We start from the raw sequence: 13,924 nt of genomic DNA, 5'->3' as shown, positions 1-13,924 counted from the left end.
ATATGTTTATTTGTAGATAAATGTTTAAATCATTACGATGGTAAGATAAATAAAAATCATGAAGAAAATCTAAAATTCTTAAAAGAGAGGAAGGAGATTGCAAAAGAACATGACTTTTTTAAATAAAGTAAAGTCTATAAAATTATCTGATTTTATAGAGATTAATAATATAAAACAAGACTTATCATATTATCAAATAATACCTCATCAATCAACTCGAAACTATAAAAGTGTTGAAATTGCTAAAGTTATAAATAGTTGCTATAGTGATATATCAAAGAGAATTGTTAAGTTGGAAAAAGATTTTAAATATGATTTTGAATATAAGTCACCAACAAAGGTTGCTTACTATACTTATGTATCTAAAAATAAAGGGATAGAGTTTTATTTAATAGTTCCTACTGTATATGCAAAAATGTTCCTTGAAAAACTATCTATTAGTTGGGATAAAGTAGAAGTTAAAAAGGTAAATGATATACCTAGATTTAGCGATGAATGCAGCAAAATCAGTATGGAATATACTAGAGATGATGCACTAAGTTTAAATATTATTGATAAAAAGTCTAATGATATACTCTACAATCAATTAAATATAATTGATATGATGCATGATGGTGAAAATGTAGGTATATACTATAATTTCAATTACAAAAGTGAATATTTGCAACGTGGTTTTAAAGAAAAATATAACAAAACAATGGAAAAAATAAAAGATGGTAAAAGTATAGATAAAATTAAGGTTGATATGAAAACATTAAGAAAGTTTTTACTAAGAACGATAGTTTTAACTGGAGAAGAGATTATGAAAGGATTAGCGGAGATTCTAGGAGAAAAAAGAAAAACATCAACTGATATGAATATTATAAATAAGTCATTAGGAATTTTACAAAAGAAAGACTTAAGTAAACATACAAAAGAAAAATCACAGTTAGATATTATCTCAACTCAAATATTATTAATGAGTGAGTCAAGTAACAAGGATCATGAGAAAACTAATATACGCTCTTTAGCACAGTCATTTAATGTATTGGATGGAGACAATGAATTAAGACCTAAAATTATAAATATAAAAAGGAAAATAGACTTAGATAAGACTAAACTTCCTATAGCAAGTAACGATATGAGTGTAGAAGAAGTAGGCAGTTTAATAAGCCAACCAGGTAAAGAAATTATAAAAAAGCATAATATAAAGGCTAATAGTATAAATGAAGAAGATGCCCCACGAATATGTAAAGAGGGATATATAAGCACTGGAACAATAACTAAGAAGGGAAAAGTGGATAAAGCATACCTTAATCCTAATCCAGATCAAGATACAGGCCTAGTTGTAGTAGGTAAGCAGGGTAGCGGTAAAACAGAGTATCTTAAAAACTACTCTAACAGTTGTATAAAGCACAATGATAGTTTAGTAGTATTAGATTATATAGCTAATAATGATTTGGCATCTACAGTAGAAAAAGTAGTTTCAAAGGATAAACTAGTAGTATTAGATTTATCTAAAAGAGATGGGTTGCAGGCACTAGCATACAATGAGTTATACTATACAGAGGATATGGATACTATGGATAAATTAGATATAATAGGTTCTAAGTCACAATACTCGGCGGAATTAATTAATGCTATATCAGTAGGTCAAGACTTAACAAGTGCAATGAGGCGATTCTTTATGAGTGCAGCAAATGTAACTTATGCTGTAAATCAATTTGCTAGTTTTAAAGATATTATAGATTGCTTAGAGATATATAATACTAGAATGAACTTTATAGCAAATATACCTAGTGAATTTAAAGATGTATTTGAAGATGATGTTAATAACCTTCTTAAATTAAATGATAAGTACACTAAAGGGGATTTAAAAGGACAAGACAATGGAGAAACCAACGAAGGTAAGATAGATAGGATATTAGACCGTATAAGTGTCATGAGAGAGTCCATGCGTACTAAGTATATGTTTAATAAATCACCAGAAGATAATATAAACTTTGAGGAATGTTTTAAAGAAGGAAAAGTTATACTTATAAAAATGCGACAAGATCTATTTGGAGCTAAGCATATTAAAAATATGCTATCTTTGTTCTTTACAACTAAGGTTTGGATATCCATTATAAATAGAAAGTCTAAGGCTAGTGAAGAGGAAGAGTTAAGAAGGGTACATTTGTTAATAGATGAACCTCATCAAGTACCTCAAGTTACCAATTTGCTAAGCCCAGAATTACCTCAAATGCGTAAATTTAGATTGAAGCCTGTATTTGCAACACAATCTTTACTACAATTGGAGAATATACAAGACGATATGAAATCAGCGGGATTCTCTTATATGCTTTTAGCTGGTTCGGATAAGGTTAATTACAATTTATTAAAAGAAGAATTACATCCATATGAAGTAGATGATTTAAAGAATTTGGAGCGTTTTTACAGTCTTAATTTGATTCCGGATGAAAAAGGGGTGCTAAGACCATTTATAACTCATCTGCCGCCAGAACTTAAATCTACTACTCTACTACACCAGGAGGAAGAAAAAGATATAGAGAGCAAGTCTAAAATTATAGAATTTTCGCAAAGGATGAGTTCGTGAAAAAATTTATATATAGAAAAATCAAAAAAGGGATGATTTTAAAAACTATCTCTTTTTGATTTTTTTGGAAAAATAGGAACATTTTTTATACAAACTTTCATATACTTAACTAAACGAAGTTTACTGAGGAAGTTAAGTATATGAATTTTATATAAATTAAGCAAAAAATATATTATTATAAAAAAGGGGGGATAAAGTATGAGCAAATTTAAAGAAGTAAAACCAAAAGGGAATATTATGAAAGGAGCAGTAGCGTGTCCTAATTGTGAAAGTAAAAATACATCAGCATCTAATGAAATAGGGATGAAAATAGGTGTTGGTTTATTAATATGTTTTCTTAGCATGTGCATATCTACAGTAATTCCTTTTATAGGACTGATAGCATTTCCATTATTCGGTATTGGGACAGTATTATTTTTTATAGCATTTTTAATAGTAGCATTCGGCGGGAAATACACTCTAAGTTGCCATGAATGTGGCAAAAAATATAAAATAGGGAAAATTGAATATACTATGATGGCAAAAAATAAGATTAGGGATTAATCCCTAATCTTATTTTTCAAATGCAACTACAAATCCACCGTCAAAACCTTTATTCTTCATATCTTTAATTCTTTGTTCTGCATTACTTTTACTTTTAAAGCTACCAGCAATTACTCTCTTATACGTAACACCATCTTTAACATAGTTATCTAAAAAAACACCACTAAATCCATTTACTTTAAGCTCTGACATCCTTTGATTAGCTTTATGTGTATCTTTAAAACTTCCACTAACTGCTCTATACCATACATCTTGTTTGTTATTTTGAGGTGGTTTATTTTCAGTTAAAGACTTTATCGCTACCCCTAATTGCTTTAATATTCCGTGTGCTATAGCTATACCGTTTCTTTTACGTTCTTCTAAAGTATCACAAATAGTAACATCATTAGCATTATCTAAGAAAGCAACTTCGACTATTACAGTAGGTATTGTAGTTCCTCTTATCATTCCGTAATAGTCAGTTCCATTGTACTCTCTATCATAAACCTTAACTGTAGATTGACCAACACCCTTCAATTCGGTAGATATTTTTTTAGCTAATTGCTCTCCCTTAGTTCCAAATATACTATGTATAGCTTCACCCCTATCTCCACCGCCTGCATTGTGATGTATGCTAACCATATAATCAGCTTTATATTTCTTAGCTATATTACATCTTTGAGTGATACTTAAAGTTTCGTCTTTTTTTCTAGTTTCAATAACTTCAACACCGTGTCGTCTTAATTCATCTGTCGTTGCCTTTCCTGTATCATAATTATATATTTTTTCTATATGCTTACCACTAACTGCTCCTGAATCTGTTCCACCATGCCCATAATCATTTACTACTATATACTTACTCATATTAACATCTCCTTAAATTCTAGATTTTTTATTACCTTCTTTTAACTGTTCCAAAGCTTCTTTAATTCTTGGAGGTATAGGTAATCCTATAGCTACAACATTCTCCAATATACTAAGACCTTCATTTGCTATGTAAAAATAACAAATTAGGGTCCTAAATATCCATTGTCCATTGTTTATTAACCTATCTAACATGACTGATAACATTAAGATTATAAGTATTACTGATTTTCTAGCAATCCCCTTAAATCCTTTGTCACTTGACCATTTATTAGTTATAAACCCCCTTAATAGACCTGTAATATAATCCATAGCCATAAAGCTTATAAGAACTTGTAGAGCTATATCCCATCCACCAAATAACCATGTGAATGTAGTTCCTGATAAAGCTATAATTGCACTTAACCTTTCGTCATATAAATTCATTTACACCTCCATAATAAAAGGACCAGGTAAATACCTAGTCCTTAATTTTTATAAATTAACACTATCTTTAATGTTTTTAAGTTTTTTCTTGTTAGCTTGTAAATATATTTGCGTTGTCTGAGTAGAATTATGATTTAGTATATTAGATACTGTTAATAAATCAACTCCATTATGATATAACAAAGTAGCAGCAGTTCTACGAAGACTATGAGGTGTTAAATTATCGATACCTATAAGTTTACCTGCATTTCTTACCCAATTCGATATGGCCGAATTACCTGCTTGTTTAAATTCTCCATGATAATATGAAAGAAAAACATATTTAGATTCTATGTTATTTTCCTTGTAATACTCTTTTAATTTCAATAGTCTATCTCTAATATCAATTGAAATGTACAAAGTAACTTCTTTTGGACCTTTCTCAATGACATCTATTTCCCTTTCTTCAAAGTCTATATCACTCCATTTAATGTTGAGTAAAGCATTTCTTCTAGCTGCAGTATTAATAGCAAGTAACACTAAGGTTTCTGCTACTATATTATTTAACTCAGTTATTCTAGATTTCATTTCCTCTACTTGCTCCATTTTAAGAAAGTGTTTCTCTCTTACGAAAGTCTTTTTTCTAGGTCTCTCAATATCTAACGCTGGGTTAATAGTTACTTTTTTCTTCTTCCTAAGGAAAATATAAAAACTACTAATACAAGCTACTCTTCTTTGTAACCTGCTAACTTCATTACCTTTAGACTTACAATACATTAAGTATTCTTCTATATCCTCTGAGGTAACATCTTTATAAGTTTTGTCTTCCTGGTAGGAATAAAGAAACCTAAACCACTGGAATAAATCATACTCATAGCCACGAATAGTTTTATGAGATAACCCCTTCAATTCATTGTGTCCTTTATACATTTGATAAGCTAACATATTTTGTTGATTGATTTGTCCATCAATTTTTACAACTTCTTTTTCCATAAATCAATTCTCCACCTTTGCTTGTACTAGATGATATAATCGTGAATAATAATTTATAACTGCATAGAACAAATTAATTGTTCTATGCATAAAAAAAGAACCCGCTATGGTCCTACTTAGTTAATAAATCTAATTGTGCTTGAACTTGATCCCTTATTATCGCTGGAACTTGATCTATTGTCTTAGCTCCTTTTAATATTAATGTTACATATACTTCTACCATACTATTACCTCCTAAATTTTTATTTTTATTTTTATTTTCTATATCAACACTCATTGGTGTAGACATCGTTAATATCATTTCAAATACTTCTGTTGTTGCTAACATATTAGATAATATTTCTTCATTTTGTGTTTCTTGTTCACCTTCTAAAATGGATATTTTATAAGCATCAGTTTGTTTGTATGCTTCTTCTTGCTCTTGTTTTTCTATTGCTCTTAATTCTTCTATTTTTAGATTAGCTTGTTCTTTTGTCAGTTCTTCATATTGTCCTTTATCAACAGAATTAAATAAATCTCTATCTATTACTGTTAAAAATGAATGAACTAAGCCATTTGCAAAAATCTGAGTTGCATTTTCATCTATCCCACATTCTAAAAATTCTTTATCCCTAAGCGGAAGTAAATCTATCAAATCTTGATTTGTATATATCATAATTTTCTCCTTATTTGTATATTTTACCTTCATATTGAAGTGTTATATAATTTTCAAAAGAACCACCAATTCCAGATATCATCATATTATAAATATCTGGAACTTTTACTGATCTTATAATATTAAAGTTGGTAGTATCAAGTTCGAAAAAGTATTCTGAATTAGCTGCAAATAATCTTCCAACTTTTCCATCATATGCCCCACCTAAACCATACATATAACCACTTTCCGAACTTGTATATGTTTTAGTTTTTATAATTGCAAGAGTATTAGGATCTAATTCATTAAGTTCGTATCTTCCATTAGTAAATAATCTTAACTTATTGCCATCATAGAAACCTCCCACGCCTAGATTATAAGTGTAATTAACATTACTCGTTTGTTTTATAGCTAGAGTATCAATATCTAATTCATGGACTTTCTTATCATTAGATGATAAAAAAAGCCTTGCATTAGTCCCGTCAAAATCCCCACCTACTCCATATAAAGTATTACCTATATCGACTGACTTAATTATAGTTAATGTACTTGGAGATATTTCATGCACTTTAGTTCCAGCTTTAGCATAGTCGCAAGCGTATAATCTAAGAACCCCCTTGTCATTAATAGCTTCAATTCCATCAAAGTCATGAGAAAGAACATTTGTCCTAGTTATGCCTAGATTTGAGTTCAACTCATGTATTCCATGTTTACGTATATCAGTAGCGAATAACTTCATCCTTTTATTATTGATAACACTTGGTAATGAATCAACTTTAGATATCAAACTTGACGTCTTATCACTAGGCATCACCTCTACACCTTTTTCTTTTAATGTATTTTGAAAAGTTTGTGTAAGTGTATCTATCTTAGTACCCATAGTACTAAAAGTATCGCTATTTACTAAAGGAGAGCCAATAGCGTTAGCGATTATATCTTTACCGTTATTGGCATTTTGAAAAACCTCATTTATTGCATTTACTAAATTAGTTTTATTAGTTGTTTGTAAAGTTGTTAAATCTCCAGCATCTTCCTCTAAAGATAAAATACTTGTTTTGTGCTCTGAATCTGCTTGAAATAGTTTATCTAATGCTTCATCAACATTAGTACATTCATTTTTGCTATATTCAACTCTTTCAGCTGTAAGATCTATGTTACTTAAATCACTTTTTACTTTTTTGATAGCACTATCAACTTTATCCATATTCCTGTTAAATACATTTACGTCATAGTTTTCATTACCGAGTGGCTTTTCAAGACCTAGTTCACTAGTAGACAATGCCCTAACTTTTCCATTTTCATCTTTTATATATTTCTTTTTAGCCATTATTATCACCCCTTATTTCTTGAGAAGTTCTTAATTCTTCATGAGTAAATTTAGATAGCTCTTCGTGAGTAAACTTAGCTAAATCATTATGATTGTTATATGTAAATTTATAATCATGAGCCAAATGTGCTGGTTTAATATCATTTATCGTCTTATCAAGTTCCTCAAATGCCGCAGGAACACCAATGGATCCTACAAATATAATCCAAAAGAAATAATTAGCATGATCTATTTCAATTTCTACTTCACCATTCGAATAAGCTTCACAAATATTTTTTATAACTGATATGGTCGAAGTTCCCCTGGTTCTCATTTTAGCTTTTATATTTTCTCTTCGAGTATGGATATCCAAAGTATTTTTCTTTATACCGAGCATATTTTCCCATAAATCAAGTCCATAAGTAGCTTTTTCAACGAAAAATTGATCTAACGTATCAGATACAGCCTTATTCATAGATTTTACTTCAGTATCTAATGAATCTTGTATAGGTTTAATGTATAAATTATCATAAAAATAAGGTAGTTTATCCATTAAAGACAATTAAACCACCTCACTTATTTGTATATCTGATATATTTATTATTTTATCTTCTGATATTGTTATATTTATAGTATTATCATTCAATTTAAGTTCCGTTAAATCATTTACACCTTGTATCTTAGCTAAAATACCATATATTTTTGAATAAACTAATTCAACATCAACAGTTTTTAAATAATCATCTAGTCCAAGTTTAAATTCTTCCTGAATTTCTTCTAATGTAAATCCTTCATTTAACTCTACTTTAGTTATAATTGTTACATTTAATAAAGTTGGAGTAGTAACTGTTAAACGGCAACCGATAGGCATTTCAGTTTCTATATGTTCTTTACATTTAGTAACTAATTCTTCATCTACAGGTTTGTTATTATTTCCAGTTACCATTACTTTCACTGTACCGTTACCATCCCAAAGAGGGTAAACTTTCGCTTTTCCGATACCTTCACATTCTAAAGCCCATTGTTCATAATGATGAACATTTCCACTTGTTGAAGGATTGGATACAGTTTTTTGAAATCTTTCCACTAATTCTTCATCCGTTTCTATATCAGTACCACCAGTTAAGTCCTTATCAGCTACAAGTGATTCTAAGCCATCTATTTCTTCCAAAGGATAAAATCTACTACCTTTATTTTGCTTATACTTATAACCAACTTCTAAAGATTCTATGAATAGTTTTTCATCAGTTGGAAGGATTATATCATTTAAAACAACATAATCTAATCCGTTACAAATTAATATTGTACCGTTTGATATGACAGTTCCATCTTCACCAGTAACAATTAACTCACCAATAGCTTTTGTACCTTGTTTTCTATAAACACCAAATTCGTTTACTCTAGTATCAAGGAAATCATAGAAACTATCCTGTATGAATCCTAGTTTTAAAATATCATCCATGTTTAAATAAGCTTTTGCAATTTCTTCACTACAACCAGCTATTGTATTATAAGTAAATGAACCTTCTATCTTAGTTAAAGGACTATCTATTCTATTTAATGTTCTTTTTATTATAGATTCATAGCTATTAGACATTTAAAGTAACACCCCCTTCATATATTGTTTCAACTTCAATTTTTGCACTTAACTTATCTCTATCGAATGATGTCTCAAGCACATTACAACTCAATATGTAAGGATTTAAAACGGAAGGTTCATTATCTCTTATAAGTCCCAATGCTTCTTTTATATATCTCTCAAGCTCACATTTAGTAAGTTCTATTGTATAGCCTTTTCCAAATAATGATTTAATTTCATTTCCAAAATCCCAAGAATATATTGAATGTTCAAATCTATTAACTTTCAAACAGTGCCATATCCATACTTTTAAGGCTTCATTTTCTTTAACTATCTTGAAATCACCATTTTCGATTAAAGGCATTTCTCTTTCAAAATCCCATCCTACCTCATAAAAAATAGGTAATGATTCATTATTTGACTCTACGTCATTCACAACGGGTGAAATGAATGGATACAAACTATTCATTGTGTAATTTCACCACCTTACTTAAAATTAAAAAAAGGTCGCCTTGTCTTAACAAAACCACCTTATCACCAATATTTAATTTATCTTTATAGCTTTCACTTTCATGTGTATGTTCTTGTGAGCTTTTAGTAATTAAACTATTATGCCTATCTAATAACCATTTGTCTATTTCTAAATTATCTTGATCTATTACTATTCCATTTGTCTCAATTTCAATATTAGGTAATTCGGATTTAACTATCCCTGTTAAAATTGGAGAAAAATATACTTTTTCAGCTTCTTCTCTTATTATCCCTAAAAAATCATTAAATGCATTTCTCTCCATTTATAATACCCTCCTTGCGTTTGTGTATGTTTTACTATAATAGCTAGAATTTATATCATCATATCTAACACCTTTAGAAGGGTTAGCAGCATGAACCATTTTACCGCCACCAATATACATACCAACATGACTTACTCTCCCCGTACCGTTAGTACTAAAGAATAGTAAATCTCCTGGTTGTAAATTAGATTTAGAAACTGATTTACCATAAGTTGATTGCTGACTTGAAGTTCTAGGGATTGTAATACCTAGTTGTTTGTAACACCAGGATGTTAAACCTGAACAATCAAACGAATTAGGACCGGTTGCTCCCCATACATATTTTTTACCAACTTTACTTTCAGCTAATGTTACTACATCGCGTTGTTTGGTAGTCATCGAGCCACTACTAGAACTGCTATAATCATTATTTTTATAGCCGGTACCATCTCCTATAATTGCTCTACCATTTTTTCTCCCCCAACTATAAGCTTCATTTTTACTCGACATAAGTAAATCGAATTGATATACTCCATCACGTACTTTTATAGCACCACCTCTATCAGTTACAGTATAAGTTTGACCGTCTTTTGATGTACCAGTACCTTGTATTTGTATTTTTGTACCAAATGGAACACTCTTAGGAGCAGCGCAAGTTCTTTTACTTGGGTCAAGTCTATTTCCTTGTGCATCATAAAAACCACCTTGAAGACTATTGTTAGCGGGATAATATGCTGTAAATAGTGCTTTTACCTCTTTACCATTTAATATTGCAGTGCCACTCGTTGCATAAGAACTACCTTTATCAGTTGATGATTGTTCATCTTGACCAGCGTTAACTTCGTTCATAATGTTTTTAAATGATAAGTTTAAGTCAACTGTATGTTTAAAGTCTTCCCAAGTATGTCTATCACCATCTATATAAAATAAACCAGTCATACCAGTATATCCATCTTTTACTGTCACCGCAGTACCAGTTATACAGGTACTATCTCCAAAGCCACTTAAACTTGCAGTTTGTTCTATTCCGCTTAAAAGTTTTTTAGCTTCTAATTGAGTATTTCTACCTTCCTGAACTTGAACAACTCTTTGAAATAGTCCATATAAACTTTGATCATTCTTATTTTCAACTATAGATTGTCTGTTTCCATTTTCGTCTACTACAATGACTTTATTTACCATATTCGTAATACTGCTGCTATAACTATTTGAAGTTATGTTCTTAGATTCTTCAAAAGATAATTTCAAAGTAATCTTACCTTTCTCCTCTACATAAAACTTACTACCTCTAGTTATAAGCATATAATTTTTATTATTACTAGCATTAGCATGAGTATATGCACTCATTATAATATCGTATAAACTTACATCGATAAATATTTTAGAATAATTTACTCCAGTAGCAGCAATATTTCCGATTTCTAAATTATATTTATTGAATATAGTTTTTGCAATCAATTCTGGAGTTTGATTTTTAAAGTTAAAAGCATCTTTTATATCTATTAACTTAGTTCCCCAATCGAAAGCAGTATATGTTATAGTATTAGAACTTGAATTTCTAGTTTGACCATATACCCAGCCACGGAATAACTCTTTGCCTTTTTCAAAAAACTGAACGCTAAATCCCTCGCATATTCTTATCTCTCTTAAGTTTGTGTCTAAGTTAGTTCCTAAGATATCAAACTCTAAAGTCCTTGCTGCTTGTTTATAGTCACCACTCCATACGATTTTAGTAACTAAATTAGTTATGTCAGTAGTATCATTAGTTCTATTTGTAATTAATATTTTTACTTCTTCAGATATCATGGGATTATCAACTCCCAGTTAACATAGATTATGTTATTCTTCTTTAAAGATGGATATTTTTCTTTGTTGGCATTTTTAATCTTAGGATAATCACTACCTTTACCATAGTATTTATGAGCTATATCCCAAAGATTATCGCCTTTAACAACTTTATGAACTTTTTGTTTATTACTACTAGAACCAGTATTTTCATTAGGTCTTTTGTTGGAATTATTATTAGAACTAGATTGATTAACTTGTGTATCAACATATTCGATTAAGTTTATAGAATAATAAACGTCTCCAGTACCATCTTGCTCACCATATGTAAAGTCAGTGATTGTCATATTCATATTTATATTAGTACCAGTTATAGTAAAGAGTATCGGAGATCCACGCCTAAACCAAGAATTTATATTATCTACGCATTCATAGGGTTTAGGAAAATTTTTATATTCTACGAAGGTATACTCATGATTTGGGAAAATACTTGATATTTCTATCTTTCTTAGACCTCTACCACCGTAAATTGATATATCTCCATATCTCACTATTCCTTCACCATTTATTTTAGCATTTCCCTCCAATGCGAAATTTGGAGGATTCACAGGTAATTGAAATTTAAGCCTATCATTTCTCAACCATATTTCCATTATCCTACTCCACCTCCAACTACTATTCTTCCTTGGTTTAATTTTCTAACAAAAGCATTTGCTATTCTATCTATGTCAGCTTCTTCTCTCACTGTCAATCCGTTTACATGAACAACTACACTACTTGATTGACCGAGACCCTTCTCGTATCTATCAGCCTCTCCTCTTGATAGGACTTTCTCACCCTCATGAAGTCTTCTAAGCTCGTCATTTCTAGCAATCCTACCACTACCAAATGCATTTCTAGGATCTTTACTTTTATTTTTACCTGTAACCTTATTCCATGTTTCAGTTACAGTCGCAACGATTGGATTATTGAAAAACCATTCTTTTAAACCATTCCATGCATTTTTAACTTTATCACATATTTCTAAAGTTTTATCTTTAATACCATTCCAGTTATTATCCCATGCCTGCTTAAGTAAGAATACTGCTCCATGAACTGCAGTTACACCTAAGACTATAAGTCCAAGTGGACTACATATGAAGCCTACTATTGCGCCAAATGCACCTAAAACGATACTACATCCACTTATAGCTAACCCTAACGCACCTACTACTGTGAGTGCTATACCAATACCCGCAACTAGTAATAAAGTATAAGATATAGCCTTTTTAACATTAGGATCTAACTCATTAAATTTTCTAGCTAGTCCAGCAATTAACTCTATCCCATCTCGTATGACTGGTAAAAGAGCAGTACCAATATCTATACCAGCATTCGTTATTTGATTTCTCATCATGGCCAGTTGACTTTCTGTAGTACCATATCTTTGGCTCGCTTCTTTCATAAGTGCATTATTTTCTTTCCAAGCATTTGTACCTATGTCTATTGCATTATTAAATAGATCATGAGCACTAGATGCTCTTAATAGAGTATCTCTCAATCTAACTTCTTCGACACCTAAGTCATTTAATACACCAATGGCCGATTTACCATGCCTTTCAGTATCTTGAATACCTTTTAAAAATGCTATTAATGCACCAGCTGCATTAGTTTTGAAAGCATTAGAAAATTCTTTTGAACTCATACCAGCAACGTTGGCGAAGTCACTTAACGCTTCTCCACCGCCTTCAACGGCACTTTGAATTTCAACCATTACCTTAGAAAATGCACTACCACCCATCTCAGCTTCAATACCTACAGAACTTAATGCACCTGCAAATGATAATATTTGAGCTTCTGTTAACCCAACTTGCGTACCTGCTCCAGCTAATCTTAATGCCATTGAAGAGATATCACTTTCAGTTGTTGCTAGGTTATTACCTAGATCAACTATAGTTGAACCTAACTTATCGAAATCATTTTGACTCATTTTAGTTATATTAGCGAATCTAGCTAATTCCATAGCTGCCGTTTCACTAGACATATTTGTTGAATCTCCAAGCATAATCATAGCTTCCGTGAATCCTAGAATATTATCAGTTTGAATTCCTAGTTGACCAGCCACTTCAGCAACAGCCGCTATATCTGTTGCTGCCTGGGGCATCTTTGATGACATATCTAAAATACCTTGTCTAAGTACTTCAAGTTGAGTATCAGTTGCATCTACAGTTTTGATGACACCGGCAAATGCACTTTCAAAATTGATAGCAGCATTGGCTGCTCCAATTAATACACCGCCAGTTATAGCACTTATAGTTGCACCGATCTTAAGTGTAGCTTTACTTGTACTTTTCATACTTTCAGATAAATTATTATTAGCTTTTTTTACATTTTCAGCTTCTCTCCTAAAATCTTTTAAATTACTATTAACTGTTTTAAGAGTCTTACTCATTTCATCTTTAAGTTTTAGTATTGCTTGTAACTGCTTATCTTGCATAAATCAACCTCC

At 30.7% G+C, this 13,924-nt stretch carries 14 protein-coding genes; 2 read left to right on the top strand and 12 right to left on the bottom strand.

Annotated features, from left to right (window positions below):
- The first annotated feature begins 109 nt into the window (after positions 1 to 109).
- Entirely contained in the window at positions 110 to 2,575 is a 2,466-nt protein-coding gene (locus tag I1959_RS14005) for a hypothetical protein (RefSeq protein ID WP_207733599.1), read from the top strand.
- Positions 2,576 to 2,773: 198 nt separating this feature from the next.
- Complete coding sequence (locus I1959_RS14000) at positions 2,774 to 3,118, top strand: hypothetical protein (protein ID WP_195238690.1); 345 nt, start codon at positions 2,774 to 2,776, stop codon at positions 3,116 to 3,118.
- A gap of 9 nt (positions 3,119 to 3,127) precedes the next feature.
- Here the strand turns inward: I1959_RS14000 and I1959_RS13995 are convergent, their stop codons facing one another.
- The 12 genes from I1959_RS13995 to I1959_RS13940 form a co-directional block, all read right to left on the bottom strand.
- Entirely contained in the window at positions 3,128 to 3,961 is an 834-nt protein-coding gene (locus tag I1959_RS13995) for an N-acetylmuramoyl-L-alanine amidase (protein ID WP_195238688.1), read from the bottom strand.
- A gap of 12 nt (positions 3,962 to 3,973) precedes the next feature.
- The gene (locus I1959_RS13990) at positions 3,974 to 4,387 is read right to left on the bottom strand and encodes a phage holin family protein (RefSeq protein ID WP_195238686.1); all 414 of its coding nucleotides are present in this window, start codon (positions 4,385 to 4,387) and stop codon (positions 3,974 to 3,976) included.
- Between the two features lie 48 nt (positions 4,388 to 4,435).
- Positions 4,436 to 5,311 (bottom strand): tyrosine-type recombinase/integrase, encoded by an 876-nt coding sequence (locus I1959_RS13985; protein ID WP_195238685.1) that lies wholly within the window; start codon positions 5,309 to 5,311, stop codon positions 4,436 to 4,438.
- A 160-nt stretch (positions 5,312 to 5,471) separates the two neighbouring features.
- Positions 5,472 to 6,014, bottom strand: a complete 543-nt coding sequence (locus tag I1959_RS13980; RefSeq protein ID WP_195238700.1) for a CD1375 family protein — start codon at positions 6,012 to 6,014, stop codon at positions 5,472 to 5,474.
- Between the two features lie 10 nt (positions 6,015 to 6,024).
- Complete coding sequence (locus I1959_RS13975) at positions 6,025 to 7,320, bottom strand: hypothetical protein (protein WP_195238684.1); 1,296 nt, start codon at positions 7,318 to 7,320, stop codon at positions 6,025 to 6,027.
- Positions 7,313 to 7,852, bottom strand: coding sequence for a putative phage tail protein (locus tag I1959_RS13970; protein ID WP_243240052.1), 540 nt, complete (start codon positions 7,850 to 7,852; stop codon positions 7,313 to 7,315). The genes I1959_RS13975 and I1959_RS13970 overlap by 8 nt, the downstream gene beginning before the upstream one ends.
- A 9-nt stretch (positions 7,853 to 7,861) precedes the next feature.
- Positions 7,862 to 8,896: a baseplate J/gp47 family protein gene (locus I1959_RS13965; RefSeq protein WP_195238682.1), complete on the bottom strand. Its 1,035-nt coding sequence runs from the start codon at positions 8,894 to 8,896 to the stop codon at positions 7,862 to 7,864.
- Complete coding sequence (locus tag I1959_RS13960; RefSeq protein WP_195238681.1) at positions 8,889 to 9,347, bottom strand: DUF2634 domain-containing protein; 459 nt, start codon at positions 9,345 to 9,347, stop codon at positions 8,889 to 8,891. Before I1959_RS13960 ends, I1959_RS13965 begins: the two co-directional genes overlap by 8 nt.
- Complete coding sequence (locus I1959_RS13955) at positions 9,340 to 9,672, bottom strand: DUF2577 family protein (RefSeq protein ID WP_195238680.1); 333 nt, start codon at positions 9,670 to 9,672, stop codon at positions 9,340 to 9,342. The genes I1959_RS13960 and I1959_RS13955 overlap by 8 nt, the downstream gene beginning before the upstream one ends.
- Positions 9,673 to 11,457: a C40 family peptidase gene (locus I1959_RS13950; protein WP_195238679.1), complete on the bottom strand. Its 1,785-nt coding sequence runs from the start codon at positions 11,455 to 11,457 to the stop codon at positions 9,673 to 9,675.
- A complete protein-coding gene (locus tag I1959_RS13945; protein WP_195238678.1) occupies positions 11,454 to 12,089 on the bottom strand; it encodes a LysM peptidoglycan-binding domain-containing protein in 636 nt (211 codons plus the stop codon). Before I1959_RS13945 ends, I1959_RS13950 begins: the two co-directional genes overlap by 4 nt.
- The gene (locus I1959_RS13940) at positions 12,089 to 13,912 is read right to left on the bottom strand and encodes a phage tail tape measure protein (protein WP_243240049.1); all 1,824 of its coding nucleotides are present in this window, start codon (positions 13,910 to 13,912) and stop codon (positions 12,089 to 12,091) included. The genes I1959_RS13945 and I1959_RS13940 overlap by 1 nt, the downstream gene beginning before the upstream one ends.
- Positions 13,913 to 13,924: the final 12 nt, after the last annotated feature.

Source organism: Romboutsia sp. 1001285H_161024_C4 (genome assembly GCF_015550185.1).
Lineage (GTDB): Bacteria > Bacillota > Clostridia > Peptostreptococcales > Peptostreptococcaceae > Romboutsia_C > Romboutsia_C hominis.
The sequence above is the reverse complement of the archived record's forward strand: the minus strand, read 5'-3'. Positions and strand labels throughout refer to the sequence as shown.

Coding starts and splice junctions, on each gene's coding strand:
- I1959_RS13975 (WP_195238684.1), bottom strand. CDS start 7,320: ATGGCTAAAAAGAAATATATAAAAGATGAAAATGGAAAAGTTAGGGCA.
- I1959_RS13960 (WP_195238681.1), bottom strand. CDS start 9,347: ATGAATAGTTTGTATCCATTCATTTCACCCGTTGTGAATGACGTAGAG.
- I1959_RS13965 (WP_195238682.1), bottom strand. CDS start 8,896: ATGTCTAATAGCTATGAATCTATAATAAAAAGAACATTAAATAGAATA.
- I1959_RS14000 (WP_195238690.1), top strand. CDS start 2,774: ATGAGCAAATTTAAAGAAGTAAAACCAAAAGGGAATATTATGAAAGGA.
- I1959_RS13990 (WP_195238686.1), bottom strand. CDS start 4,387: ATGAATTTATATGACGAAAGGTTAAGTGCAATTATAGCTTTATCAGGA.
- I1959_RS13985 (WP_195238685.1), bottom strand. CDS start 5,311: ATGTTAGCTTATCAAATGTATAAAGGACACAATGAATTGAAGGGGTTA.
- I1959_RS13950 (WP_195238679.1), bottom strand. CDS start 11,457: ATGATATCTGAAGAAGTAAAAATATTAATTACAAATAGAACTAATGAT.
- I1959_RS13980 (WP_195238700.1), bottom strand. CDS start 6,014: ATGATATATACAAATCAAGATTTGATAGATTTACTTCCGCTTAGGGAT.
- I1959_RS13970 (WP_243240052.1), bottom strand. CDS start 7,852: ATGGATAAACTACCTTATTTTTATGATAATTTATACATTAAACCTATA.
- I1959_RS13955 (WP_195238680.1), bottom strand. CDS start 9,672: ATGGAGAGAAATGCATTTAATGATTTTTTAGGGATAATAAGAGAAGAA.
- I1959_RS13945 (WP_195238678.1), bottom strand. CDS start 12,089: ATGGAAATATGGTTGAGAAATGATAGGCTTAAATTTCAATTACCTGTG.
- I1959_RS14005 (WP_207733599.1), top strand. CDS start 110: ATGACTTTTTTAAATAAAGTAAAGTCTATAAAATTATCTGATTTTATA.
- I1959_RS13940 (WP_243240049.1), bottom strand. CDS start 13,912: ATGCAAGATAAGCAGTTACAAGCAATACTAAAACTTAAAGATGAAATG.
- I1959_RS13995 (WP_195238688.1), bottom strand. CDS start 3,961: ATGAGTAAGTATATAGTAGTAAATGATTATGGGCATGGTGGAACAGAT.